Genomic DNA, 26,729 nt, shown 5'->3' on the forward strand with positions numbered 1-26,729 from the left:
GCATCGGGAGTGATTGCCATCTTTGAAGCGGTCCATTGGTCCGGTTCAGGCCTGAACGGGCGGAGTGTCTATGAAGCGTCTCCAAAAGGACCGGCGCTGGCTGATCCCTCTCGCTGGCTCAAAAAAAGTGTTGCCCGGCCACGGCTGCCTTGATCGCGCGGACCAGCACAAATAGCACTATCGCGCTGCAGCCCAGGATGAATGGCCAACTGAGAACGCTCAATGCGCCGCCCGCGACCCGATCGAAAAAGATCATCGCTGCGCCAGCCAGTGACACGGTCGGAAAAGTGAAGGCACCCCAGGCCGGGGTCCAGCCGCCTGCGATCAGCCAGCCGATCCGCGTGGCAAGCCAGATTGCAAAGCCCGTCTCAGCGACGCCAAATATATGCATCATCGTGGGCGACCAAGTCGCATTCAGCAGGTCGGCCGAGATCACTCCGACGCCGCACGGCGCGAGGAATATCACCATCCCCTGGCGCAGCGATTTCGGGATCGGCGCACTGAGAATGCGCTGGAGCGAGAATGCGGTGATCACCGCCCAGGCGGCCACCGCGCTCCAGTAGATCACCGCCGAGGCGGTCCAAAAGCCGAGCGGAACTCCTGCGATCGGCGCAACGATTTGACCAACGAATGGCAGGTAGAGAGTCGGGTTGATTACCCGTTCCTCGGGCGGAGAATGAGCAAGAACCCACAGCACCATAACCGCATGGATCAGATGATGCGAGACCCCGACCAGCAGCAATAATGCCGCCAGCTCTGTCGTGTATGGGACTAGCGCCGCCGCGGTTAGCATCATGCACATCGAGGCCGCCGAGACTGCCGCCCGTGCTGGCACCGGGCCCAGATCGTCCAGGATTGCAGTAGGATGCAGCGCAAGCTTGCGCGCATAGAGCGCAGCACATACCGAAGAGAGCACGATCGCCAGCGCCAGCCAGACCTCGCCGATCACCGTCGGTGCTCCCAGCGTCTCCGCTGCTTTGCGCCACAAGAGACCCGCCCCGAGGACACCGAGGCAGATCGGAAACATCGCCGATGGCGCCCGGCGCAAAAACGCAGCGAGGTTGTCGATACCCATACAAAGCCCCTTCGGCCGTTCTCAATCGGCGGTTTGCCGACGATGCAAACCATACCTCTGCCCATCATTTCTGCAAGAAAATGAGCTTGCACCATGTGGTGTGGAACATCTCTTCTGAGTTAAATGTGCGCATTTAATCCGAAGAACCCTGTTCAGTCTGCGACACTGCCGACAGGTTGGATCTGCTCTCTGAGTTGAGCTCTGCAGTGCTGAACAGATCTAAGCTGCTAATCGTGGCAAACACGTCTAAAGGCAGCACAAAGCAATTTCACGACATTCTTGCCGGGCGCAGCATGACGCATCATTTGGAGCAAGATGGACGGGGAGCCGTCTTTCGCTACGCTCCACATCAACAGCGGTTATGCGCAGATATCCTTAAAGTAGAGAAATATGTTGCGTCTTGTGAAAGCACTCACAAACAGGATTTTTCCAATCAATAATAAGTGCCCAAGACGATTTGACCGGCACTTGCAGGAAGCTATCTTGAAGAACTAAGATGGAGGGCACAATATGCTTATTCGTAATGTTTTAGTTGCTTTAAGCTACTGGGCTTGTGACTTATGACTTCTCCAAATATTCTAAGCCTTGTTGCATTGCTTTCTGTGATCACAAGCTTTGCGGCGCAAAAATCTATAGCTCAGGCTGTAGAATCTCCAGAATGGGTCATAGACTCCGGTTCTGTAACGGCTGGAGGTTTCGAAGACAGTGACGGCATACTGTGGTTTGCAACAGCAAATGGTGCTTTGCGTTATGATCATAAAAGCGCGAGATATTTTGACACTGATGGATCGGCGTTTCTATCGAGAGTTGGGTCGATTGCCGAAGATCGGCAAGGTCGAATTTGGTTTGGGCGCAGCGCGGGTGGCGTCGTCGTATATGACAAATCTGACAATAGTTTCATAACTTACCAACATGACCCTTCTGATCCTTTAAGCCTAAGTTCCAACACTATGAACTGGGTGCCTGATCTGGTGGCAACTCGTTCGGACGGCTCTGTTTGGTTGGGCACCGACAACGGTCTCAATATTCTGGATAAGGTCGATGGCGGGTTCAGGCATTTTTTCCATGACCCATTGGACCCTCACTCCCTTGCAGGAAACAACATCTGGGGCCTGCATGTGGACTCGAAAGACCGCGTTTGGGTGGCAACAAGTTCGGGACTTAGCCGCCTCGATCCCGGATCAGGCGTTTTTGTTAACTATCGCCACGACCCTGAGATTTCTATGAGCTTACCGTCGGACCAAGTTTACAGTGTAGCCGAAGGGCGAAACGGTGAGATCTGGGTTGGAACTGAAAATGGTCTTGGCCGACTGGATGTCTCGACCGGACTATTCAGAAATTTTCGGAACGATCCCAGCAATCCAACCGGGATTTCCCATAACCAAGTGCTTACGGTTACTGTTGATAGCCTAGGGCGCGTTTGGCTCGGCCGACTTTTTGCCGTGGCAGCGGGCGTCGAAATGTTCGATCCCGTAACCGAAAAATTCCATGTGATACTTCGCAACGCTGACGCCACAAAACCAGGCACTACTGAGATGATCCTTTCGGTGTTTGAGGCAGGTGATGGAACGATCTGGCTGCCTTACAACACAGGACCAGTTTATCGAATTCTGCCAGACCGGTCGATCTGGACAGCCCACTTTGAAAACTTGGGATCGGCCGAAAAACACTTGGAACCAGTCTTAGTTGTTAATGAGGACAGTTCGGGGGGGATTTGGGTTGGCGGTGTCGGTGGTCTCAAGCGCTACGACGCAGAAACAAAAAGCTATTCACGCTGGTCGCCGATCGCGGACCTTTCCGAAAACCCCAGCCCATCTTTGGACCTAGAAGAGGTCAACACGATCCTGCAGGCTAGTGAGGACAGGCTTTGGATTGGCGAAGTTGATTCTGATTTTCTGTTGATAGATATTGCGTCCCAATCAGTTCTCAGGCGCCTAGAAGCACAGCAACCGGCGTTTGGCACCTGGGGCGGTGTTTATGACCCCAGTAATCCAAAGATCATTTGGTTTGGTTCACAAACAAGCGGTCTAGGTCGGGTCGACACCACGAACGGAAATTACCAGTTTTTCAACAGTTCATCCAACATCGACGCAGGGATCACAGCAGCATTTGTGTCCGGAGTTTCCGTTGCCAAACCTGGAACGTTCTGGCTTTCCACCTGGGGCCAGGGTTTGCTAAAATTTGATGGTGAAAGGGTTATTGAATCCTACAGTCACAACCCGAACGACCCAAAGACGATCGGCAGCTCGAACGTGTCTGAAGTGGAGATCGGCCCGCAAGGCCAGCTTTGGGTCGCCACTATTGAAGGTGGGTTAAATGTTTTCGACGAAGCGACCGGGACGTTTGATCGGATCGGTCGGGAATCTGGCCTCACCACAAGTACAATCTTCGCTATCGAGGTCGACGAAAAGGGTTTTCTCTGGCTTGTGACAAATGCCGGTGTATTTCAGTTTGACCCGCAAAATCGACATGTTGTCGCCAGTTATGGTCGCCAGGATGCGTTGCCAAGCGATGTTTTTCTCAGCTGGCCCGGAGGATCCTTCATGACCAGCCGTCAGGATCTTATGCTCGGCACGCTTTCGGGGATCGGCGTCATTTCAATCCCATCGCTCACTGACACGGGCGGCCACCCGCGAGTGATTTTCACTTCGCTGACGCAAAGTGGTGAGAACTTCCCTCTTCAGTCCGCCATCGAGCGTACCAAAGCGATCGAAATCCAATGGCCAAATACTGATTTTGAGTTTGAAGTATCGGTTGTTGGACATGCTGGACATGCGCAACGCGATATTCGCTATAAACTGGAGGGATTCACCAAAGATTGGTTTGTTGCCGACAGTGCGTCACTTGGACGGTATAGCCGCATCCCAGGAGGCCAATACAACTTGCATGTTCAAGGGCGTGTCGGCGATGGCGAGTGGAGTGAAAGTGCCAGTATCGCTGTTACCGTCCATCCGCCATTTTGGCAAAAACTCTGGTTCCAAGGTGTTTTGGCCATACTCGTCGTCGGATCTCTTCTTGGGTTCGTGGCTTGGCGCCTGAATATCGCCAGGCGACTTGTCAATGCTGCCGAGGCTCTGCGTGGCAGCGAAGAGCGACTGCGATTGCTGACAGACACAGTTCCTATCCTGATTGCATATATGGATACAAACAAGCGCTACCAATTTAATAATAAGGTATACGAAGATTGGTTCGGGTATGCGCAACAAGACCTAAAAGGCCGGCACGTCAAAGACGTTATTGGGGAAGGCGCATATGAAGTGATAAAACAACATGTGGATCGAGCCTTAGCCGGAGAAACAATTGTTTATGAGTCCACGATACCATTCAAGGATGGTAGCAAGCGCAATGTTCATGGCACATACGTTCCGGATTTCGATAAAGATGGGTCCGTGATGGGCCTGTATGTCTTGGTTGAGGACGTCACTGAATCAATAGCGGTGCAAGAACGCCTGCGTCAGGCCCAAAAAATGGAGGCTGTCGGCCAATTGACCGGCGGCATTGCCCATGACTTTAATAATCTTCTGGCCATCATCCTAGGAGTTGCAGAGCAGATGCAATTCGAAAAGATGTACGATGGGGATTTGATAAAGGACATCATCCGCACAACCGACCGAGGTGCTGAACTGACGCATCGTTTGCTTGCGTTTTCGCGGCAGCAATCCCTGACGACGCAGTCAATCGACCTTGCCGCTCTCGTCGATGGGATGTCAGATCTACTCAGCCGGTCCCTTGGAGAAACTATCGCGATCAGCTTTCAGCTCGATCCCAACCTTTGGTTGGCTGCCGCCGACCCCAGCCGGGTCGAAGACGCGCTTTTAAATCTTGCGATTAACGCCCGCCACGCGATGCCCGACGGTGGCGCGCTCACCGTCGAATGCCTGAACAGCTATCTGGATGCGGACTACGTGGCCCATAATCCTGAAGCAACGGTCGGCGACTTCGTCGTGTTGGCTGTTTCTGACAGCGGCACCGGAATGTCTCCGGAGGTACAAGAACGCGCTTTCGAACCTTTTTACACGACCAAGGAAGTCGGTCAGGGAACCGGTCTGGGGCTGTCAATGATCTATGGTTTTGCGAAGCAGTCCGGGGGGCATGTCAGCATTTACAGTGAACTGGGCCAGGGCACCACTATCAAGCTCTACTTGCCACGCGACTGCGCGGCTGCGGCGAAGCCAAGCAAGGCAAAAGTTGTTGAAACGCCACTTGGGCGCAACGAGTCGGTGTTGCTAATAGAGGACGATCCAATGGTGCGTGCGCTCGCGAACAAGATGCTCGATAGCTTGAGATATCAAGTCAACAGCTTCGACGGTACGCAGGACGCTCGAAAGGCTCTGGAATCTGGACAACAGTTCGATTTCTTATTGTCAGATGTGGTGCTTCCAGGTGGCATGAGTGGCCCGGAATTCGCGAAGGAAGCCAAAAAAAGCATCCCAAATTTGAAGATCATATTCATGTCAGGCTACTCGGCAGAAGCAGCAAAAGGGTCTGGCTTCCTTGAGGCTGGTGATGTGCTGTTGACCAAACCATTCCGAAGACACCAACTCGCAATAGCGATGCGAAGGGCAATTGCCTCTACAAAGTGACAATTTGCCATTGGATGTGAGTGTTACCGGTAGCACCACATTCCGACCTGGATGTTCGTAATGCGTACTTCACTTTCGATGACTGTGACCCGATCATCCGTATTTCAATGCCAATGCTTAAAAATTCAGCTAGCGATGATGAACTTGGGTTTATCCTAGGCCATGAGTATGGTCATTTGGTGTCTGACGTCATCGCTTACAGGTCCATATAGCGGTATTTGATAAGAGAGTGTTCTTGGCTCATCGTAATCCCTGAGGAGTGGAAGATGAGACAGAGCACTGGAACAGTGCAAAAGCCCTGGCGAGAAGATCGTCAAAGATATCAAACGTGCGACGCGCAAACACTATGTGGTGCAGGGCTCGAAACCGGGCTTTGGACTTAAACGCAGCGAATGCCAGATACGAGCCCATGGCGCAGGATGCTGAATAACTGCCATACGTGTGATTTTTGCGATACAAGAATACCGAAGCTGGTTTAAATCTACATGATGTTTCGCGGGGATTGCGTTTCAGGCTCACGATCCGATGCTTTCACTAAATTGTAGTTTCCAATATAAATCCCTCCATCGGAAGGTGGTTGGAGGCCGGTGGGTATGAACAGACGTGAATTGATTGTTGGCAGTGGCGCGGCAGGAATGATCAGCATGACAGGTCAATCATTCGCCCAAACCGACGCAGGTTTCTACGTTCCGCCTGAGGAAGCAAAACACCAGCGCACCTTTATGCAGTGGCCAGTTGATCGTCGCGTTCATTCCGATCCTGTGTTTCTGGATATGGCGCAACAGACCATCGCGGAGGTCGCCAATGCAATTTCTGCATTTGAACCCGTGACAATGCTTGCAGCACAAGCCGATCATGCGGGTGCGCGCAAAAAACTATCTACCGGAGTTGAACTTTGGGATATTCCGACCGAAGACCTTTGGTGTCGGGATGCCGGGCCAATATTCGTGGTGAACGCCGCAGGTGATTTGGCTGTGAGCCATATCCAATTCAATGGATGGGGCGAGAAACAGGTAAATCGTCGTGACCGTCAGATTGCCGGCTTGGTTGCCGCACGGTTAGGCTTGGACTTGCGACCAACGGGTCTGCGTGGTGAAGCCGGTGGCGTTGAACAAGATGGCCACGGCCTATTGGCTGCACACGAAAGCTCATGGGTAAATGATAACCGTAATCCTGGCCTGTCTCGTGATGAAGTCGAAAGCCGTCTTTTGACTGCATATGGCGCTGACCGACTGATTTGGTCAGATGGTGTTTGGGGCAAGGATATTACCGACTATCATATCGATAGCCTAGCGCGCTTCACTGGTCCAAGTCGCGTGCTACTCAATCTCCCGAGCGATCCTGATATGAACGATCCGTTCCATTTGGCCGCTTTGGACACACATGACCGGCTTGTGTCTGAGGGGTTAGATGTTGAGGTGATCTTTGAACCAAACAGACGACGGGTGCGTAGCATCGACTTTGTGGCATCCTATGCCAATTATTACGTCTGCAATGGCGGCGTCATCGCTGCTGAATTCGGTGATCCAGAAACAGACCAGGTCGCTGCGGCAGCCTTGGCACGTCATTATCCTGGTCGAGAAATCGTGACACTCAACGTTGATCCACTGGGCGAGATGGGTGGCGGCATCCACTGCGCGACTCAACAGATGCCCGCAACATGAAATGGCTGTCTCGCAATGCCCCATCCATTGAGGCATGCTCGGCCCTTGTTACAGCCAGTGTTGCCATCGCCGCTTTGATCGGTGTGAAAGTGCAGCTAGATGAAACTGAGAGACTGCAAAAGGCACAATCTGCGCGTGAGGCTTTTCGTGCGCATCTCGCACTTGCGGCGACGTTACCGCAATTCGCACGGCCCAAAGACAGCTGTGCCTTGGTAGCGTCCACCCAAGGTGGGTCCTACATCGCGTTCGTTGATCATCTGCTCTATTCTGCCGAGCAAATGTTGGTCGTTGGGGAAGGATGGGACGCCACATTCCTGATCGAGCTTGCACCACATAAGAGCTATCTTTGCTCGGAGCCCGCACCGATTGGGGCGACAGAAGAGACGGCATCTCTCCTCAATGACTTTCGCCAGAACAACTGCACAGATCAGCCTGCCTGTTAAGTACAATCCCAGAGCAGGTATTAGTGCAACAGCAACGAAATCACACTTCGTCCACTTCTAGCCCCTTCGCGATGCTGGAACCCAACGTCCGTTTTCACCGTGACAGTTGGAGCGAGCGAGGACCGCTTTGAGCTATGAGCTGCCATTAGGCGCAAAACGCACCAACGGCGGCTTTGGAGCGAACCGTTTGCAACAAAAGCACATAATCAGTCGATCGTCGTCGGCTTGCGCAATGCCGTCAATGCAGCAGCGGCGATCTCAAAAGACCTAACCCTTGCCGTGTGGTCATGAATCATACCAGTCACTAAAAGTTCGTCAGGCTGATACTTGTCAATAATCGTGCGAAGCTGCGCCTTGATCGTCCTCGGAGATCCCGTCGCGGAACACGACATCGCCTGCTTTACTTGTGCAAACACCGACGTTGGGATTTCGGAGGCAACATCATGGGTTGGGTATGGTAGCTTGCCAGGTTTGCCAGCTCGTAGATTAGAAAATGCGAGCAATTGTGATGACCGTAGAAATTCAGCTTCTGCATCTGTTTCCGCCGCGCAAACCCCAGCAGCAACCATCACATACGGCTGCGATAAGATGTCGGATGGTTGAAACGATGTTCGATAAGTTGACAGGGCTTCTTCCAGCATGGCTGGCGCAAAATGCGAGGCGAAGGCGTATGGTAGACCGAGATAAGCCGCTAACTGCGCACCATAAAGGCTTGAGCCGAGAATCCAGACTGGAACATGTGTGCCCGCTCCTGGAACAGCCTGGACGGCAGTGTCACCCGGCTTATCTTCAAAATACCCTATTAGTTCTTGCACATCCTGAGGAAAGCTATCCTCGGGTGCCATATGACGGCGCAGCGCCCTGGCCGTCGCCATATCTGTTCCCGGCGCGCGGCCTAATCCAAGGTCAATCCGGTCCGGATAAAGCGTCGCAAGCGTTCCGAACTGCTCGGCCACCATCAATGGGGCATGGTTGGGCAACATAATTCCCCCGGCCCCTATCCGCATGGTACTGGTTGCAGCAGCCACATAGCCAATAACGACTGCTGTCGCCGCGCTGGCTATCCCAGGCATGTTGTGATGTTCCGCCAGCCAAAAGCGATGGTATCCAGCCTTCTCAGCTGCTCGTGCGAGCTCAGCCGTATTGGATAATGCGTGGGCGGCAGTCTTCCCTTCTGGAATAGGCGATAAATCGAGCAACGAGAATTTTTGCATGGGTGTCTCCGTTCGAGCGACACCTAAATGCTTCAAATGTAGAACCCAAGCTCAACCGAGGCTTTGTCTTGAAAAAAGCGGTTTCCATAACGTCTGACCTTTGGTGTCACCCGAACCAAATGGTGCGCGAAGCACTTGGGCCTGCAATGTGAATACCGCCGGGCAGCACTGAAAGTGTAAAAATTCCAAAAGACCGCCACTGACAACAATCTACTTCAGATCTGTGCGTTGGCTATGAACGCCACAATTATCGCATCAACCATCGAAAAAATCCCTGAAATGTTCTGTGGAATCCTGCACGTCCAGTGTTAACTCGGACACCACTCTAAACCGATGTAAGAGCACTACGCCCAACGTGCAAAACAGGAACAAATGAACAACGATCAATCGTACTCATGCCTGAATTTTGGAACCGCAAATAACAATTGGGAACTACCATACGCGTTTAGCAACTTTGCGCCCCAAAACCCATTTTATATAAAGGAAAATGGTGGGTCGTGAGAGGCTCGAACTCCCGACATCTTCGGTGTAAACGAAGCGCTCTACCAACTGAGCTAACGACCCGGTAAGGCGGGATTTAGACAATGCGCACGACAGGCGCAAGAGCCAAAACGCATTTTCTCAGATATTTTTTCTTTACCCAAAGAACCCACCTTTCATACGGTGGAAAACGACAGAAATTGGAGGCCGGTACCCGCTGCGTTTCAGGGACATGTCCGTCCCGAGAACTAGGGCGGATATGGTTTGGTTGGCCGATAAATCTGCAAGCCCCTATGGACCTGACGCTGCAGCATGCCCGGGAAAATTTGCCCTTTCGACTTAACCTTCAGCCTCGAGTGCATTGATACGACGCTCATTTTGAGCCAAAGCTGTTGCATGCGACACCTTGATCCCCGCCAAACATCCTGCTTCCTAACCGCGGTTCAAGCAGGAACAGTCAGAGCTGCAGCTGAGCAGATTGGATTGGAGCCCTCTACTGTCAGTCGCAATATTTCGGCATTGGAAACACATCTGGCAACCACTTTGGTGGAGCGGGGAAGGTCCGGGATCCGACCAACAGAAGCGGGTATGCTTTTGGTGGCGTTCTTGAAACGTCAGATTGGCGAACTTGATCTTCTCCGGTCGGAATTTGATGCTCTTGCGCATATGAAACGGGGCAAAGTATCGATAGCGGTTGGCGAAGGTTTTGTCGGCGACTTGTTCGACAGGGCCTTGTCTGAATTTTCCTCAAAATACCCGGATATCTCTTTCGCCATAACAGTGGGGTCAACCGAGCACGTTGTGCACCAGGTCACGTCAGAACAGGCGCATCTGGGATTGGCTTATAATGTCGCCAAGGATCCGGTGATCAGAGTTGTAACATCTGCAACCCAGCCCCTTGTAGCCCTGGTGCACACCAACGGCGTTTATGACAATTCGGAGCCTGTAGATTTGCTCGCTCTTGCAAACATACCCTGTGCCATACCACCAAAATCCTTTGGCATTGGGGCGATGATTACGACTGCAGAAGCCAAGCATGGTGTGCGGCTGCGCGCCGTTGTCGAGACTGGTTCAATTGCAGCGCTGAAGGCCTTTGTGCACAATGATATGGGCTGCACGATACTGCCAAGATTTGTTGTCGAGAGCGAGCTTTCATCCAAGACCATGACCGCGCGCCCGGTATCATCCATGATATTTGCAGATGGCGTGGCCTCGCTGGTTCGAAAAGAAGGACGGAAATTGCCACAGGCCGCTGACCTTCTAGTGAAGCAATTGAAAAAGATGTCCGCTTTTTCCCCAATGGACTGATTGTTGCGCTCAGCGCAACGAAACTCTCCAATTGCCGTCATTCCTTGCTGTTGAATAATGGGCCATAGTTCTGGAAATTCGTGTGACTGGAAGGATTGTCGGCGTGCAAATTGGACTTATCGGATGTGGCAACATGGGCGGCGGGATGGCTGCGCAACTGATCGAAAACGACAGCGAACTGATCTGCTATGACCCCAACCCTGAGATACTAAGCAAGATGCGCAACCTCGGAGCCATCTGCGCCAAGACGGCTTCGGAACTGGCTCAGTTGGCGGACATCATCATCTTATCGCTGCCAAAAGCCACAGTGGTTGACGCCGTAATGCGCGACATTGTCAGTGATATCCGCCCCGATAGCATTGTCCTGGACACCTCGACATCCGAACCAGCCACGTCTCAGGCAATGGCTGTTTTGGGGGATGCAAATGGTTTTTCATTTATAGATGGCCCGGTGAGCGGTGGTCCGGCAGCGGCAAATGCTGGCACCATGACGATGCTGTTGGGCGGCAATGCATCCGCGATAAAACGGTTAACACCGGTGTTGGATATTCTTACCGCAAAGACAGTAATTGTCGGTGGGTCTGGCGCGGGTCATGCGGCCAAGATTGCCAATAACATGCTTTGTGCAGCCAATCTTGTTTTGCTCGGCGAAGCCGTGCGGCTTGGCCAAGCTGCAGGTGTCGCCCCCGAAGATCTGCTGCAGGGTATCAACGCCGGGTCTGGTCGCAGTGGGGTAAGCGAGGTGAACTTTCCCAAGTGGATCTTGAATAACGCCTTTAACTCAGGCTTCACCATGGGATTGATGCGCAAAGATGTCGGGCTGGCGCTTGATCTGGCCCACGGAACTGGAGTGGACCTTAGCGGCTTTGCGCAGATCGCGGACATATGGTTGAACGCGTCGCGGGACATATCAGACAGCGCCGACTTCAACGAAATCGTTAAACATGACGGGAATTTGGACCATGATGTCTGATCGTAAGAAAACACTTTTGGATGCAATGGCAACGCTTGGGTTGGGTGAGCGTCCACAGAGCCTAATCGACGGTGTTCTGATGGACGGTGCGGGCGACACTGTGACAGTGGTGGACCCCTTCACCGAACAGGACTTATTCTCCTATCCGGATGCAGATACCGCACTGTCAGTGTTGGCTTGCGACGCGGCCCAACGCGCCCAACTGGGCTGGGCCAAAGGCATTTCGGCGGCGCAACGCGGACAAATTATGCAAGATGTCTCTCGGTCAATTCTTGCAAATGTCGACCCACTTGCAACCATCGAGGCGATCATTACCGGAAAACCCATCCGCGACTGCCGGATCGAGGTCGCTAAAGTGGCCGAAATGTTTGCCTATTATGCCGGCTGGGCAGACAAGCTCCACGGAGAGGTCATACCGGTGCCTTCAGGGCATTTGAACTATACTCTGCGCGAACCCCTTGGCGTTGTCTTTCAAATCACACCATGGAATGCACCAATATTTACAGGCGGTTGGCAAATCGCACCTGCCATTGCCACCGGGAATGGGGTGGTTATCAAGCCAAGCGAGCTGACGCCCGTCACCACCGTCGCACTGGTAAAACTGGCAGAAAGTGTAGGTCTTCCGGCTGGGCTGGTGAACGTACTTTGTGGACTTGGCCCGACCGCTGGCCAGGCTGCCATCAGTCATCCTGCGATACGCAAAGTGATCTTTGTAGGCTCTCCCGAAACAGGTCGGCGCGTCGCGGTTGCGGCAGCCTCGGCTTTGAAACCCGCGGTGTTGGAACTGGGCGGAAAATCGGCAAATATCGTCTTTGAGGACGCCAATTTGGAGCATGCCTGTCTGGGCGCTCAGGCGGCGATCTTTTCCGGCGCTGGGCAAAGCTGTGTCGCCGGGTCCAGGCTGCTGATCCAGAAGTCCGTCTATGAAGACATGCTGGCGATGCTGTCTACCGGTATGAACACCATCACGTTAGGCGATCCGCTGGACGAGGAAACGGAGATCGGTCCGATCAGCAACGCCCGTCAATTTTCGCATGTCACCAGCATGATCGGCGCGGCACGTGATGCCGGTGCATCTGTTCTGTCTCGCAACACACAGCATAGCCAAGGCTATTTCGTGCCGCCAACTGTACTTCGAGATATGTCAAACTCTGCCAAAGTTGCGCAGGAAGAGATTTTTGGACCGGTTGTCTGCGCAATCCCCTTTGAAGATGAGGCCGATGCCATCGCCCTGGCCAATGACAGCTCCTTTGGCTTGGCCGGTGCGGTCTGGACCGCCGACGTAGGGCGTGCGCATCGAATGGCCGAAGGAGTTCGTGCAGGAACATTTTGGATCAACAGCTACAAAGCGATCCACGTCTCTTCACCCTTTGGTGGGTCCTTGAACTCGGGATTTGGCCGATCCAGCGGTACCGATGCCTTATTGGAATACACGTCGGCCAAAAGCGTCTGGCTTGACAGCGCGCCTAAACCACGCATCGCATTCGGCTATGTCTCTTGAGGGTGATTTATGAAACTTATCAATGATATTCACGCTTTACTAAATACTACGCCAGACTTAACGAAGGTTCTGAACTTAGGCCACTTCGCGGATTTCCCTGCATTCGCCGGAACCCTACTCGCCAGCAGTTGTAGCACCCCCGCGCTCGGTGAAGTGGTCCGCAACGTATATGACAGTGATCCCATTCTGGTAGAGATGTCGTGTTATGACATCGCCGAAACCGCACGTCGTAATTTTGAGCCCGGCGGGCCTGCTGCTACAGTTCTGTTTGCACGCGGCGTCCATGCTATTATGGGGCACCGCGTTGCGCATAAACTTTGGGATGACGGCAACACGGCGCTGTCTCTCGCAACAAAATCCAGCTTTGGGCGCGCTTTCTCAACGGATATTCACCCCGCTGCGCAGATTGGACCAGGCCTTTGGCTCGACCATGGCTTGGGATTTGTCGCGGGTGAAACCGCTGTCATCGCCGAAGACGTTTCAATCTGGCATAACGTCACCCTTGGCGGCACACTGAATGATAGCGGATCCCATCGTCATCCCCATGTCGGTCGTGGCGCGGTTATAGGCGCAGGTGCGATGTTATTGGGCGGCATCACCATTGGGGCCAATGCCAATATCGCTGCTGGGTCGATTGTTGTGCAAGACGTTCCCCCAGGTGCACTTGCCGTGGGACACAAAGCCCGAATCCAGGGCGAGGCCCAAATTAGTTTCAGCCCCAAGCCGGAGATCTCATAATGAATGCGTCCTTTGGCATTGATCATCCGTTGCTTGCAACCAACGACATCGAAGGACTACGTAAAAGGCTGATATCACTGGGGTTTAACATGACCGCCATCGGGAGGCACCCATGGGGTACCAGCACCAGCCTTGCAATGTTCAACGGGTGTTTGATTGAAATTATGGGCATATATGACGAAGCCCTTTTGGACGAGGTCCCCTCTGGTAATTTCCGCTTTGGTCGTCATGTTTATGAGCATCTTCAGATCCGTGAGGGCGTCGCGTTGTCGGCCTTGCACAGCACCGATTCAATTGCCGATGCCCGAAAGGCAAAGGCAGCAGGCTTCATCGTTGCCGGGCGTCTTGAATTTGGTCGTAATGTGATCCTGCCAGATGGGACCGAAGGACGAACTAAAACCACCCTCGCGTTGCTTCCTGACGAAAAGTTCCCGCGCCTGTCACTGTTCCTTTGCCAACAACATCGCCCTGAATTGATCTATGTGCCTGAATGGTTAGAGCATCCAAATAAAGTCAGTGGAATATGTGGGGTCAACATACTGGCAGGTAAACAATTTCACGCTGAATTAAAGGCACGGTTTGAAGGTATATATAAAAGTTGCAATTTGATAAATGGTGGATTTCAATGCCAGACGGCCAACGGCATCATCCGTATACTGGAGATCGATACATTCGAACAGGTCATTGGACCTCTTCCCGATGGGTTACGAAAGGACAATTCCCCCTGCATCGCAGGCATGGATTTAGTCATGTCCGATCCAAATATGACGCATGAATTCCTAAAGAAATCCAACATTGAATTCCGTATCATCGAAAATGGATTTACACTTACAAATCCGTCATTGACCGCGAATACAATCCTACGAATGCTCAATAAATAAACGATTTTCACGCACATCCGCTTGCTCACTGACGATATATCTCGCTGTCAGTTTAAGCGTGATCAATAAGCCATCAGCCCCCCGTCTGTCACATCCCAACCGTTAAGAATTAAATATAATTCAATTAAAATGATTAATCTTTCGCCCAGCTTTCGCCACAAACAAACCGCTTCAGCACTGCATTTATTGACCATACCTTAACACAATCCCAAGTTTGGAAATTCACTTGGGAATTAAGTCATGTGTCCAAAGCCCAGCCAGAATGCTGTGCAGTGCTTCTCTGCATATGAGGAGAACTCGGTTTTTGGCAGTGTTTCTCAAAATGAGGTCAATCAAATATGACAAGTATCAATACCAATTCAGGTGCGCTGACCGCGCTGCAAATGCTTGGGGGAACCGTCGAGCAAAGAGAGGTCGTCCAGGAAGATATCGCGACCGGAAAAGAGGTAGACACAGCAAAAGACAACGCCGCACTGTGGGCCATTTCACAAGTTATGGAAGTAGATGTAGCTGGATTCGCTGCTGTTTCTGGTTCCCTGACCCTGGGCGAGGCAACTGCATCGGTGGCCGCAGTCGGCGCCGAACGGATGACTGACGTATTATTGGAAATGAAACAGCTGACCATAATAGCTGGCAGCGGTGCCGTGGATTATGGTAAAATCGAAGCCCAGATGGCCCAGAAAACGGAACAGCTGAATTCGATTATTTCCTCGACACAGTTCAACGGTGTAAACCTGCTTAAGACGGATATCGACGGGGCTGGAAACTCGTCGCTTACGATTGCATCATCGATGGATCGAACTGGGTCATCGGCGGCCAATCTTGCGACTATTTCCGTCGACAGTCTTAACTTTGAAGGAAGTACCAGCTTCGACATCAACAACCGAACCGCGATAACGGACCCCGCCAGTGCCCAGATGGCGCTCAGTGAAATCGAAGGTTTTTTGAATTTTGCGATCGAGGGTGCAGCCTCCCTTGGGGCCAGTGCCAGTAAAATATCGAGTCAGAATGACTTTATTGGCAAACTATCAGACAGCATGGAACTGGGTATCAGTGCGATAACGGATACTAACATTGAGCAAGCCTCTGTTCGTCTTGCCACCCTCAATGCTCAGCAACAACTCGGCGGTTTATCACTCTCTATTGCAAATGCATCGCCACTTAGCTTGCTAGCACTTACCTAACACATATTTGGGCCGGGATCTGTCCCGGCCCGTCCATCTTTCAGTAGTCAGAGTGTCAGCAAAAGGTAACCAGACATGATTGAATTCCTGGTAGACCGCGATACCGAGGCCTTCGAAAAAAAGCCACCACTGACTTGGGTGGTGCCTCTGAAAACCTGCGGCTTCTTACGGCAGATGTTACTGATGAAAAGATCTCAATGGGTCATCATGGTCGGCCTGAGGAAATTGCACAATCGGTACTTTTTCTGGCCTCCAAGCAAAGCAGCTTTACCACTGGCACCACGTTCTTGGCTGATGGCCGGATGAACATCTAAAAAGTGCAACCCTGTCCATATAAAACCGAGCAGATCGGAAACCCAACTGCTCGTCATTTCCACATTCATTTTATCGACTCTTTCAGAGAAAACGCAGGTTAACCCGCCCCGTTCGCCCCAAGGACGGCCGTGACCTGTCCGGCCTCCAGAGGCAGGTTCATGGCTGACACCAATGAACAAGGTCCGTCATTTATGGATATTTTTGCAAGTTTCAGTGACATAATCAGACCTCCTCTGTACCAAGATAAGCAGCTTTTACTTTGGGGTCAGACAGCACAGCCGCTGTCGGCCCAAGGGCAATTTTCTTACCGAAATCCAGCACCAGTGTTTCCGCATGGATCCGGGCGATCGAATCCACATCGTGGTTAATCACCAATGTCTGTGCCCGGTCCGGTCATGAATGCCCAAGAACAGATCCCCCAAGCGGGCGGTTTCTTCGAATGACAAGCCGCCCGCCGGTTCGTCAAACATGATCACTTTGGGCTTTCCAACAAGGCATTTGGCGACATCGGTCAGCCGCCGTTCAAACGAATTGCGCAATGTGCCTGATTTTTCCACGCGATCTGCCATGCCGACGATCTCCAAAACCCGCAACACCTCCTGACGTTTTCGCGCAGCTCCCTGTGGTGAGTGATCGGTTTGAACCAGCACATTCTCGGCAATGGTCAGGTCATCGGCAATTTCTTCCTTTTGAAGCGACCGCCGCAGCCCCCAATGTGCGCGTTTGTATGGGGCGAGCCCCATCAGGTTTTCACAATTCCGGATGATCTGACCACCCTGGGTCGCAACAAAACCGGACACCACGTTCATCAATGCCGTCTTTCCCGCCCCGTTTGGGCCGATGATACCGCTCACCGGTTTTGAGAAATTTGCATCAACTCCGTCAGGCGCAGCGGCTATCACAGCCCCGAACCAGTACCGAGCACCACCCACCACGGCGAGCGCAAAGAGCAAGATACTCTCACTGGCCTTAAAGGTGCCGCCATTTGGAAACTGAAACGTTGCCAGAATGATCTCCAGCCCGCCAGCTACCATCAACGTAATCAAAGCAAGGTAAAGTCCGAGCACTCGAAGCACTGCCAGCGCCAGCACCCAGCCCTGGACCATCATTGCCAGACTGGTAGTCCCAGCAATCACACCCGACAGCCCCCAGGCAATGGTTTCTGCCTTCAAGATCGGAATACCGACCAGCGCAAACCCCAAGGTCGCCACTGCCTTTACCCCGGTTCGCGCCACGCCAGCACAGGTGCGATCATGCGCCCGTAAAGCAGCGATATCGACAAGGATACAGACCAGCCAAGTAATCGGCGTCCAGACGCCCCATTGGACCAGTTGCCAGGCGGTCACAACACCTGCAGCCCTTGCAGAAGTTCAGGACCCCGGTGGCGCGAAACAGCACCACCGAACCAATTCCGCCCAGTGCATACAATAACCCAACCGCAAGGCCGGATACAAAAAAACCGATAAACTTGGGCGGTTTAACCCAACCCAGACAGGTGACAATGGCCACGATAAGCACGGTGTATAACAGCCAGTTGATGTAACTCATCTTGGTCACGGCGTCTGTCCCATTCACACGTCACCAGCGTCATGGACCAGTTTAGCTGCAACCTGTGCGGCAAGTTCCGGAGTCCATTGGTCGTTTTCCACGCGGTAATCAATGGGGCGTCCAATGATACCACCATTGGCATTAAAGCAGGAAAAATAGGCTGCCACCGCATCAGTCGAAGTAGAAAAATCACAAGGTGCGGCAGTCCCGTGAATACCTCCAACTATGACGGGCTTTCCGGTTGCGGCGGCGCCAGTATTGGCGCCGCACGATGGTGCTGTTGCGGCCTGATCGGCAACGGCCAGACCAAAAAGGCCCGCCGTTGCCGACAATACGATATTCAGTTTCTTCATGGTGTCCTCCCTAGGTGTGTCGCTTTGTTACGACGTCTTTTGTCCCGGCCCTCCGGGGAACAAGATTACTAGTCAGCGATTGAGCTGCTCAGAGCCTCCTTGTCCGTAAAGAAACGAGCAACGCGCTCGGCTATCATCATTGTGGATGCGTTTGTATTGCCTGACACCAGTCGCGGCATGATGGAGGCATCGGCAACCCGTAGGCTTTGAACACCCCGCACGCGCAATTCAGCATCAACAACCGCCATACGGTCGGTAACCGTGCCCATCTTCGCGGTGCCAACCGGATGAAACACGTTTTTTGCAGTCCGACGGACATAGTCCCTTAAGGCGTTGTCGCTCTTCTCAATCCCTGGCACAGGCAGGGCCCTGCGCTTGATCAAGCGCGCCAGTGACGGAGCCTCCGGGATCTCGATTGATTTCTTCACGCCCCATACTAGGATCTCAAGTTCATCTGAGTTTGAGAAAATACCTGCATCGAACAGCGCTGGGTCTTTCGAATTTGCCGACCTCAGCTTGACTGACCCGCGAGACTTGGGCCGCAAGAAGCACAGGCCAATGGTAATGCCGTGTTCTTCAATGGGCGCACGATCCGTCCAACCCGCCATGACCGGCAGAACGTGCAATTGCAAATCTGGTAGACCTGCATCCGAGACATCGATGAAACCGCCGCATTCGATGCCAATAGTCCGGTGCGCGTTGCCAAGTACTGCACCATATGCAGCGCCCCCCGGACGCCTTTGTCTTGGCGATAAAAGGAAATCGGGTCGTGGGTGACGCCCTGAACAGTGGTTTCCAGATGATCCTGAAAGTTCTCGCTACCCCCCCGGCAGATTTGCAACCACGTCGATGCCATGGCCTGACAGGTGATCTGCATCGCCAATACCTGACAGCTGCATCGGACGGGGCGTTTCTATGGCGCCATCTCACAAGATCACTTCACCGGCAGCGCCTTTGCGGGTGCCATTTTCCAGTTCAACACCGATCGCCCGTGTTCCCTCAAACAACACGCGGGCAACGCGGCTCTCAGCCAGGATCTTGAGGATTTTCCGCGCTTCAGCTTTTCTTAAGGACGCATCCGCTGCTGCCCAACGGCGACCATTGTGAGTGGTTGTCTGGTAGAACCCTACCCCGGTTATGCGCGCAGTCATTGAAGTCAGGATTGTAAGGGATTCCAGCCCCTTGCGCGGCGCGGATAGAGGCCCGGCTTAACGGGTGGTGAAACCCGGTTTCCGAGACATGCGGCCCACCCTCGGTTCCGTGGAACTGTCCGGAGAGCTCAATATTGCTTTCCAGATCACGAAACACCGGCAGCACGTTCGAGTAAACCCGGCCGCGATTTCCGTTCTGGGCCCAGCCGTCATAATCCTCGGCCTGTCCACGCACATACAGCATAACATTCACCGATGAGCTGCTGCCGATCACATTGCCCTGGATCACAACCGAGGATCGCCCGCTCACAGCTTAAGACAATTCTCCGACGGGGGTTGGCAGTTATCGATCTGAGTTTCACAGACGACGAATTTACGATACCACAGATTGCGGAACGGCTTGGCATATCAATGCGGAAGTTGCAGCGCAGCTTTGCCCTAATCAGAACAACGCCAACCGATTATCTGATCCAAAAAAGGCTGGAACACGCCTGTCAGTTGCTTCGGGCGCGTCGATCAAAACAAGGGACCCAACTGGTCTCGACTATCGCCTACGCCAGCGGATTCAACGATGTTTCATATTCTAACCATCAGTTTCGACGGGCCTTTGGCTGTGCACCAGGTCAATTCTGAAGTTCCCTGTCGATGTCAGGACTGGCTGCGCAATTGGCGCGGCGTCAGATCAAACTCTGCTTTGAAAGCACGGGTCATAGCGCTGGCATTTTCATACCCACATCGGGCAGCGATTTCAGTCACCCGTTGATCCGTGTCGCTCACCAGTTTTCGAGCCAAGTTCAACCGGAGCCTGCGGTAAACAGCCTGTGGCGTGGCCTTCAGTTCTGCCCGGATGCGCTGTTCAAGTGTTCTTTGCGTGCAACCCACCAACTGAGCAATATCTGCAATAGAGACAGGCCGTTCAAGATGTTCCTGCATGATTGAAATCGCCCGATCCACGGATCTAAGTTTGGTGCGCGAGACCGAAGGCTGCGACTGTGCCGTATCCCGGGACATGAACAATTGCGCCACTTCCATCGACAATAAAGGGTCGTGCGTTTCGCCTATCAGGTGCATGATAAGGTCGAAAGCTGCCATCGCCCCTGAACAGGTAATCCGGTCGCGATCTATCACAAATCGTTCACGCTGTGCGTTAACATCCGGAAATGTCTCGGCAAAACCGGTTAGCTCCTCCCAGTGAATTGTCGCGCGATACCCGTCTAGCAAACCTGCACTGGCCAAAAGCCAACTGCCCGTGTCCAACCCTGCCAGATAGGTATATCGGTTTGCAGCGGCCCTTAGGCCCTTGGTTATGTCCCATCCGCCAAGACCGCGAAACCCATACGATGGCATGACCATCAGGGCTGTGCCTGCCCCCTCTTTAAGCGCGGCATGAGGGGCGACCTGCATACCGCTGGAGCTGACAACTGGCGCGCCACCCAGTGTCAGGAACCGCCATTGATACAGCGTGTTCCGTGACAACGTATTTGCCGCCCGCAAAGGCTCCACTGTGTTTGCCAGGCAATGAATGGAGAAATTGTCAAAAAGCAAGACATCGAAACTCTGTGTCCGGTCATCAATTTTTGTCAAACTCTGCATAGTTTACGTCTAACTCTGCACGACACGGCAGCGCAAGACGCTATTTCATTCAGGGAAAATCATCGACAAAGGAACCCGAGAAATGCATTTTGGCTTGTCCGAAGAACAAGAGATGATCGTCTCGACTGTTCGCAGTTTCGTAGAAAAAGAAATCTACCCCCATGAGGCCGAAGTGGAGCGGACCGGTCAGGTTCCGATCGAGTTGGGTAACACAATCAAACAAAAGTGCATCGATCTGGGCTTTTACGCCTGTAACTTCCCTGAGGAGGTCGGCGGCGCGGGGCTAAGTCACACGGATTTCACCCTGGTCGAACGCGAGTTGGGCCGCGGATCGATGGCGCTGACGCATTTCTTTGGGCGCCCACAGAACATTCTGATGGCTTGTAACGACGAACAGCGCGAACGCTATCTGCTGCCGGCCGTACGTGGCGAGCGAATGGATGCGCTGGCGATGACGGAACCGGACGCCGGATCGGATGTACGTGGCATGAAATGCCAGGCTATACGCGACGGTGGCGATTGGGTTGTGAACGGCTCAAAGCACTTCATCTCTGGCGCGGAACACGCTGATTTCTTTATCGTATTCATCGCGACCGGTGTGGATGAAACCCCCAAGGGGCCCAAGCGCCGGATCACCACTTTTCTGGTGGACCGTGATACACCGGGGTTTAATGTGCGCGATGGTTACAACTCGGTCAGTCACAAGGGCTACAAGAACTGTATCCTGACATTTGACGATTGCCGCCTGCCCGATGCGCAGGTGCTGGGTGAGGTCGACGGCGGTTTTGCGGTAATGAACGAATGGCTTTATGCCACCCGTTTGACCGTCGCGGCCTTCTCGGTTGGTCGGGCACGACGCTGCTTTGACTATGCGCTGAACTATTCTGCCGAACGCAAACAGTTCGGCCAGCCGATTGGGAAATTTCAGGGCATCGGTTTCCAGATTGCGGACATGATCACCGAAATCGACGCCGCCGAGTGGTTGACCCTGGCCGCAGCCTGGCGTCTGGATCAGGGCCTGCCCGCCAACCGCGAGATTGCATCTGCCAAGCTCTATGCCTCGGAAACACTGGCGAGGGTCACCGACACCACCTTGCAGATCTTCGGTGGCATGGGGCTGATGGATGATTTCCCGATCGAACGTTTCTGGCGTGATGCCCGGGTAGAACGGATCTGGGACGGGACCTCGGAAATCCAGCGACATATTATCTCTCGCGATCTGCTGCGCCCACTCGGCGCCTGAACCTGCTTTTCCCAGCGGTATTTTGCGGTTTCGATTGGCGGACTTTCTGCGCCAATTGGGACCCTACACCGCTGGGGCTCATTCAATTCTCGCTATATGGCCCGCGCATGTCCAATATTCTTAGCCGTCTGTTCCAACCCAAGACTATCGCTATTGTCGGCGGTGGTGCCTGGTGTGAGCAGGTCATCAAACAATCTCAGGGAATGGGGTTCACTGGCGAGATCTGGCCGGTTCACCCGCGCTCTGATGAAATCGCCGGGTACCCAGCCTATAAGTCCCTTACGGACCTACCGTCGCCGCCAGATGCAGTGTTCATCGGCATCAACCGCCATGCCACCATCGAACTGGTCGCCAGTCTTGCCGCTATGGGCGCCGGTGGCGCGGTCTGTTTCGCCTCGGGCTTTTCCGAAGCCGCAGCAGAGGACACCACAGGCGATGACCTGCAGGCGCAATTGGTTGCCGCTGCCGGGGAGATGCCCATTCTTGGGCCCAATTGCTATGGCTTTATCAACGCTCTGGACGGCGCCCTCCTTTGGCCTGATCAGCATGGGTGCCAAAGGGTCGACCATGGCGTTGCGATCCTGACGCAAAGCTCGAACATTGCGATCAATCTCACCATGCAGCAACGCGGCCTGCCGATTGCCTATGTGGTGACCTGCGGAAACATGGCGCAGACCTCGCAGGCACAGATCGCCTCGGCATTGATCGACGATCCCCGCGTCACCGCCGTGGGCCTGCATATCGAAGGGTTCTCGAACCTGCGAGAGTGGGAGGCGCTGGCCGCCAAGGCCCACCTCAAGGGCGTACCGCTGATCGCGCTAAAGGTCGGCGCGTCGGAGCAGGCCCAACAGGCAACCGTGTCCCACACCGCGTCATTGGCTGGTAGTGACGCCGGTGCGCAAGCCTTTCTGGACCGGCTGGGCATTCCCCGGCTGAGTGCCCTACCCGACCTGCTGGAAACACTGAAACTACTGCACTGCTATGGTCCTTTGCCAAGTGGCAATATCGCCTCGATCAGCTGTTCCGGCGGCGAGGCAAGCTTGATCGCCGACATGTCAGTTCAGACAACCCTGAACTTTCCACCGCTATCTCGTCGGCAACAGGTCGAATTGCGCGAGGCGCTGGGGCCGATGGTGGCCCTGAACAACCCGCTGGACTATCACACCTATATCTGGCGCGATCAGAAGGCGATGGCGCGGGCCTGGTCGGGTTTGACCGGTGATGACATCGGAATGACGTTCTCTATCGTCGATTACCCCACGACCGACGCCGCAGACTGGATCTGTGCCACCCAGGCCGCCCTAACCGTGCGCGTCAATACCCAAGCTCGGTTCGCCGTGGTCGCAACCCTGCCAGAGCTAATGCCGGCAGATGTCGCCGCTGACTTAATGGCGGGCGGAGTGGTGCCCTTTCTGGGCCTACGTGAGGCGCTATCCGCGACCCAAGCGGCGGCAAGTCTTGGAGTGCCAAAACAAGCGCCAGTCTGTTTGCCGGGAACTGCTACTCCGACGCAGACCTTGACCGAGGCCGCCTCGAAGCGGGCCCTTGAACAGCATGGCCTTCAGGTGCCACAGAACCGCTCGGTCCATGGGCAGACAGCAATTTCAGCTGCCGCCGCTGAACTGCGCCCTCCCTTTGCCATCAAGGGCGTTGGGCTGGCGCATAAATCGGAACATGCCGCCGTGCGACTGGCTGTGATGCCCGAGGACGTCGTCGCAATTGCAGCAGACATCGGCACAGACGACGTGCTGATCGAAGAGATGGTCACCGGCGCTGTCGCTGAACTTTTGGTCGGCGTGACCCGCGATGACGCCCATGGCTATGTGCTGACACTGGGCGCTGGCGGCGTGCTGACAGAAATCCTTCGCGACACTGTGTCCTTGCTGTTACCGGTACAATCCACAGAGATTGAGGTCGCCCTGAACACCCTGAACTGTGCCCCACTACTGGCCGGTTACCGTGGCAAACCAGCCGCCCATATGGCCGCGATTGTCGAGGCGGTGCTGGCTGTACAATCCTACGTGCTTGCAAATGCACAAACCGTTAGCGAAGTTGAAATCAACCCCCTGCTCTGCACGCCTGATCGGGCCGTGGCAGTTGACGCCCTTATTCGAAAGGCCTGACAGATGTCTCCTATTAAAACCAAACGCGATGGCGCCATTTTGGAGGTCACTCTGGATCGCCCCAAAGCCAATGCCATTGATCTTGCCACCAGTCATGTCATGGGTGAAGTGTTTCGTGACTTCCGCGATGACCCTGAATTGCGCGTGGCCATCCTGACAGGTGGCGGCGAGAAATTCTTCTGCCCTGGCTGGGACCTGAAGGCTGCTGCCGATGGCGATGCCGTGGATGGTGATTACGGCGTTGGCGGCTTTGGCGGCCTGCAGGAATTGCGCGACATGAACAAGCCAGTGATTGCGGCTGTGAACGGCATTGCCTGTGGCGGCGGGCTAGAGCTGGCCCTGTCGGCAGACATGATTCTGGCCGCCGACCATGCCTCGTTTGCCCTGCCGGAAATCCGCTCGGGCACGGTGGCGGATGCGGCCAGCATCAAATTGCCCAAACGCATTCCTTATCATATCGCAATGGAGTTGCTGCTGACCGGTCGTTGGTTTGACGCAGACGAGGCACGTCGCTGGGGGCTGGTGAACGAGATCGTCGCAGCCGATCAGCTAATGGATCGAGCATGGGAATTGGCGCGCCTGTTGGCCAGTGGCCCACCGCTGGTCTATGCGGCAATCAAGGAAATCGTCCGCGATGCCGAAGACAGCAAGTTTCAGGACGCGATGAACCGGATCACCAAAAGCCAGCTCGCCTCGGTTGATGTGCTGTATCGCTCGGATGATCAGATGGAAGGCGCGCGTGCCTTTGCCGAGAAACGTGACCCGGTTTGGACCGGCAAGTAACCAAGATCCTAGAAATGGCCTCGGTTTAAACCGAGGCCATTTCTGTACTTACAGGTTAGTGTGGGACCTGAACCTCGAACCGTTTGAACGCCAGGGTGATGAGGCCGGCAATGACCATATAGACAATGGCCAGCAAAAGCAGCGGTTCATAGACAATGAACGTGTCAGCACGGACGCGAGACGACACCGAATAGATATCGATCACTGTGATTGTGGCCACCAGCGGCGTTGCCTTCAACTGCAGGATGGTTTCTCCACCCAAGGTGGGCAAAACGTTGCGAATGGCCTGCGGAAGCCAGATCCGGCGGAACATGGTGGACCGGCGCATGCCAAAGGACTTAGCAGCCTCTAGTTGGCCTTTGGCCACGCCAGAGAATGCGCCGCGCATCACCTCGCCCTCGTATCCAGCATAAGACAGTGTCAGCGCCAGCACCGCATAAGGCCAAGCCTGCCGCAAATAGGGCCAGAGCTCGCTACTGCGTATCCATGGAAATTGTGGGAAAAGCGATCCCAGACCGTAATACAGCAGCCAAATCTGCAGCAATAGCGGCGTGCCCCGAATGATGGTGCAGAAACTACGCGCGGGGATAGACAGATACCAAGGGCCAATCGCCTGAGCCAACCCCAGCGGAACGGCCAGTATAAAACCCAGTACAGTCGTCACCGCCATGATCCAAATGGTAGTCCATAACCCCTCAAGCGCGAGAGGGGCGTATTTCGGGATCCAATCCCAGCGCAGCGTAATGGCGCACCAGACAACCAGCGCTGCAAACAGCGCCATCATCACAATGCGATGGGGTTGCAATAACGATTTGAGCGCGATCATCCCCTGCCCTCCCGTAGCGACGGCTGGCCACGCCGAGCCCATTTTTCAATCCAGCCAAACACCACGCCGGAACACAGGGTCACCATCAGATACAGACCACCTGCCGCGAGGAAAAAGGTAAAATATGCCCGGGTGCTACTGGCCGCTTGGCGGGTTTCCAGCGTGAGCTCCGAGAATCCAACGATGGCCAGCAAAGCTGTGTCCTTGGTGGCAATCAGCCAGAGGTTCGCCAGCCCCGGCGTGGCAAAAGACATCATTGCGGGAATGGTGACGCGCCACATAGTCATCATAGGCGGCATACCAAAGGCCCGGGCGGCCTCAATTTGGCCTGGCGGGACAGCTTGAATGGCGCCACGCAGCACTTCGATTGAATAGGCTCCCTGGACGATGCCCAGCACCCAGATACCCGCCACGATGCCACTGATTTCAACACGTCCATAGCCCAAAGCGGCAGACAGCTGGTTGATCAGATCGGTGCCAACGTAATACAGGATCAAGATCAGGACCAGCTCGGGAACCGCCCTGATAACGGTGGTATATATGGCCAACAGGTCTCGCAGAACCGGCCCGCCATATAATTTTCCATAGGCCCCGAAAAGCCCGATCAGCAGCCCAAAACCAAAGGCTCCGAATGCGATTTTCAACGAGTTCGCCAAGCCGCGTAGCAGATTGGCGCCCCATCCCGGAGCCGAGAGCGACAGCAATTGTGCGCTCTCGGTCAGGCCGAGCGTTTCGAGGATCAGTTCCAAG

General features: G+C 54.1%; 24 protein-coding genes, 1 tRNA gene and 1 pseudogene. 15 read left to right on the plus strand and 11 right to left on the minus strand.

Going from position 1 to position 26,729, the window contains the following annotated elements:
• Positions 1 to 118 precede the first annotated feature (118 nt).
• The gene (locus tag EBB79_RS11030) at positions 119 to 1,075 is read right to left on the minus strand and encodes a TDT family transporter (protein ID WP_127748943.1); all 957 of its coding nucleotides are present in this window, start codon (positions 1,073 to 1,075) and stop codon (positions 119 to 121) included.
• A gap of 560 nt (positions 1,076 to 1,635) precedes the next feature.
• On the opposite strand from EBB79_RS11030, the gene EBB79_RS11035 reads away from it, so the two are divergent.
• The 4 genes from EBB79_RS11035 (at position 1,636) to EBB79_RS11050 (ending at position 7,765) form a co-directional block, all read left to right on the plus strand.
• Positions 1,636 to 5,658: a two-component regulator propeller domain-containing protein gene (locus tag EBB79_RS11035; RefSeq protein WP_127748944.1), complete on the plus strand. Its 4,023-nt coding sequence runs from the start codon at positions 1,636 to 1,638 to the stop codon at positions 5,656 to 5,658.
• Between the two features lie 20 nt (positions 5,659 to 5,678).
• Positions 5,679 to 5,870: a M48 family metalloprotease gene (locus EBB79_RS25260; protein ID WP_127748945.1), complete on the plus strand. Its 192-nt coding sequence runs from the start codon at positions 5,679 to 5,681 to the stop codon at positions 5,868 to 5,870.
• A 432-nt stretch (positions 5,871 to 6,302) separates the two neighbouring features.
• Positions 6,303 to 7,322, plus strand: a complete 1,020-nt coding sequence (locus EBB79_RS11045) for an agmatine deiminase family protein (protein ID WP_420850407.1) — start codon at positions 6,303 to 6,305, stop codon at positions 7,320 to 7,322.
• Positions 7,319 to 7,765, plus strand: a complete 447-nt coding sequence (locus tag EBB79_RS11050) for a hypothetical protein (protein ID WP_127748947.1) — start codon at positions 7,319 to 7,321, stop codon at positions 7,763 to 7,765. Before EBB79_RS11045 ends, EBB79_RS11050 begins: the two co-directional genes overlap by 4 nt.
• A gap of 206 nt (positions 7,766 to 7,971) precedes the next feature.
• Here EBB79_RS11050 and EBB79_RS11055 read toward each other — a convergent pair whose 3' ends face one another.
• Both EBB79_RS11055 and EBB79_RS11060 read right to left on the minus strand, forming a co-directional pair.
• On the minus strand, positions 7,972 to 8,979 hold the full coding sequence (locus tag EBB79_RS11055) for an LLM class flavin-dependent oxidoreductase (RefSeq protein WP_127748948.1): 1,008 nt from the start codon (positions 8,977 to 8,979) through the stop codon (positions 7,972 to 7,974).
• Positions 8,980 to 9,467: 488 nt separating this feature from the next.
• Positions 9,468 to 9,543: transfer RNA gene (locus tag EBB79_RS11060), tRNA-Val, on the minus strand.
• Positions 9,544 to 9,855: 312 nt separating this feature from the next.
• Between EBB79_RS11060 and EBB79_RS11065 the strand changes: the two genes are divergently transcribed.
• From EBB79_RS11065 to EBB79_RS11095, 7 genes are all read left to right on the plus strand, one after another.
• Positions 9,856 to 10,767, plus strand: a complete 912-nt coding sequence (locus tag EBB79_RS11065; protein ID WP_164860786.1) for a LysR family transcriptional regulator — start codon at positions 9,856 to 9,858, stop codon at positions 10,765 to 10,767.
• Between the two features lie 103 nt (positions 10,768 to 10,870).
• Positions 10,871 to 11,740, plus strand: coding sequence for an NAD(P)-dependent oxidoreductase (locus EBB79_RS11070; protein WP_238704876.1), 870 nt, complete (start codon positions 10,871 to 10,873; stop codon positions 11,738 to 11,740).
• Positions 11,730 to 13,241: an aldehyde dehydrogenase family protein gene (locus tag EBB79_RS11075; protein ID WP_127748950.1), complete on the plus strand. Its 1,512-nt coding sequence runs from the start codon at positions 11,730 to 11,732 to the stop codon at positions 13,239 to 13,241. Before EBB79_RS11070 ends, EBB79_RS11075 begins: the two co-directional genes overlap by 11 nt.
• 9 nt (positions 13,242 to 13,250) lie before the next feature.
• Positions 13,251 to 13,979, plus strand: a complete 729-nt coding sequence (locus tag EBB79_RS11080) for a serine O-acetyltransferase (RefSeq protein ID WP_127748951.1) — start codon at positions 13,251 to 13,253, stop codon at positions 13,977 to 13,979.
• Entirely contained in the window at positions 13,979 to 14,860 is an 882-nt protein-coding gene (locus EBB79_RS11085; RefSeq protein ID WP_127748952.1) for a VOC family protein, read from the plus strand. Before EBB79_RS11080 ends, EBB79_RS11085 begins: the two co-directional genes overlap by 1 nt.
• A gap of 338 nt (positions 14,861 to 15,198) precedes the next feature.
• Positions 15,199 to 16,044 carry a flagellin N-terminal helical domain-containing protein gene (locus EBB79_RS11090; RefSeq protein WP_127748953.1) on the plus strand — a complete coding sequence of 282 codons (846 nt, stop codon included), beginning with the start codon at positions 15,199 to 15,201 and terminating at the stop codon, positions 16,042 to 16,044.
• Between the two features lie 197 nt (positions 16,045 to 16,241).
• On the plus strand, positions 16,242 to 16,358 hold the full coding sequence (locus EBB79_RS11095; RefSeq protein ID WP_127748954.1) for an SDR family oxidoreductase: 117 nt from the start codon (positions 16,242 to 16,244) through the stop codon (positions 16,356 to 16,358).
• A 223-nt stretch (positions 16,359 to 16,581) separates the two neighbouring features.
• Here EBB79_RS11095 and EBB79_RS11100 read toward each other — a convergent pair whose 3' ends face one another.
• The 5 genes and pseudogenes from EBB79_RS11100 to EBB79_RS11130 form a co-directional block, all read right to left on the minus strand.
• Positions 16,582 to 16,731, minus strand: a complete 150-nt coding sequence (locus EBB79_RS11100; RefSeq protein ID WP_164860787.1) for an ABC transporter ATP-binding protein C-terminal domain-containing protein — start codon at positions 16,729 to 16,731, stop codon at positions 16,582 to 16,584.
• Positions 16,728 to 17,705, minus strand: coding sequence for an ATP-binding cassette domain-containing protein (locus tag EBB79_RS11105; protein ID WP_127748956.1), 978 nt, complete (start codon positions 17,703 to 17,705; stop codon positions 16,728 to 16,730). Before EBB79_RS11105 ends, EBB79_RS11100 begins: the two co-directional genes overlap by 4 nt.
• A 225-nt stretch (positions 17,706 to 17,930) precedes the next feature.
• Positions 17,931 to 18,260: an ABC transporter substrate-binding protein gene (locus EBB79_RS11110; protein ID WP_127748957.1), complete on the minus strand. Its 330-nt coding sequence runs from the start codon at positions 18,258 to 18,260 to the stop codon at positions 17,931 to 17,933.
• Between the two features lie 68 nt (positions 18,261 to 18,328).
• On the minus strand, positions 18,329 to 18,892 hold the full coding sequence (locus EBB79_RS11115) for a GMC oxidoreductase (RefSeq protein ID WP_127748958.1): 564 nt from the start codon (positions 18,890 to 18,892) through the stop codon (positions 18,329 to 18,331).
• A gap of 294 nt (positions 18,893 to 19,186) precedes the next feature.
• Positions 19,187 to 19,655 (minus strand): annotated as a pseudogene (locus tag EBB79_RS11130) (GMC family oxidoreductase N-terminal domain-containing protein).
• Between the two features lie 167 nt (positions 19,656 to 19,822).
• Between EBB79_RS11130 and EBB79_RS25630 the strand changes: the two are divergent.
• On the plus strand, positions 19,823 to 20,044 hold the full coding sequence (locus EBB79_RS25630; protein WP_164860788.1) for a helix-turn-helix domain-containing protein: 222 nt from the start codon (positions 19,823 to 19,825) through the stop codon (positions 20,042 to 20,044).
• Positions 20,045 to 20,059: 15 nt separating this feature from the next.
• On the opposite strand, the gene EBB79_RS11140 is transcribed toward EBB79_RS25630, so the two are convergent.
• Complete coding sequence (locus EBB79_RS11140; RefSeq protein WP_127748962.1) at positions 20,060 to 21,004, minus strand: GlxA family transcriptional regulator; 945 nt, start codon at positions 21,002 to 21,004, stop codon at positions 20,060 to 20,062.
• Between the two features lie 82 nt (positions 21,005 to 21,086).
• Between EBB79_RS11140 and EBB79_RS11145 the strand changes: the two genes are divergently transcribed.
• The 3 genes from EBB79_RS11145 (at position 21,087) to EBB79_RS11155 (ending at position 25,153) form a co-directional block, all read left to right on the plus strand.
• Positions 21,087 to 22,247: an acyl-CoA dehydrogenase family protein gene (locus EBB79_RS11145; RefSeq protein WP_127748963.1), complete on the plus strand. Its 1,161-nt coding sequence runs from the start codon at positions 21,087 to 21,089 to the stop codon at positions 22,245 to 22,247.
• Between the two features lie 107 nt (positions 22,248 to 22,354).
• The gene (locus tag EBB79_RS11150; RefSeq protein ID WP_127748964.1) at positions 22,355 to 24,370 is read left to right on the plus strand and encodes an acetate--CoA ligase family protein; all 2,016 of its coding nucleotides are present in this window, start codon (positions 22,355 to 22,357) and stop codon (positions 24,368 to 24,370) included.
• Positions 24,371 to 24,373: 3 nt separating this feature from the next.
• Positions 24,374 to 25,153 (plus strand): carnitinyl-CoA dehydratase, encoded by a 780-nt coding sequence (locus EBB79_RS11155; protein ID WP_127748965.1) that lies wholly within the window; start codon positions 24,374 to 24,376, stop codon positions 25,151 to 25,153.
• Positions 25,154 to 25,208: 55 nt separating this feature from the next.
• On the opposite strand, the gene EBB79_RS11160 is transcribed toward EBB79_RS11155, so the two are convergent.
• Positions 25,209 to 25,979: an ABC transporter permease gene (locus tag EBB79_RS11160; protein ID WP_127748966.1), complete on the minus strand. Its 771-nt coding sequence runs from the start codon at positions 25,977 to 25,979 to the stop codon at positions 25,209 to 25,211.
• Positions 25,976 to 26,728, minus strand: a complete 753-nt coding sequence (locus tag EBB79_RS11165) for an ABC transporter permease (protein ID WP_127748967.1) — start codon at positions 26,726 to 26,728, stop codon at positions 25,976 to 25,978. Before EBB79_RS11165 ends, EBB79_RS11160 begins: the two co-directional genes overlap by 4 nt.
• Between the last annotated feature and the right edge of the window lies 1 nt (position 26,729).

It is taken from the genome of Parasedimentitalea marina, from assembly GCF_004006175.1.
GTDB classification, from domain to species: domain Bacteria; phylum Pseudomonadota; class Alphaproteobacteria; order Rhodobacterales; family Rhodobacteraceae; genus Parasedimentitalea; species Parasedimentitalea marina.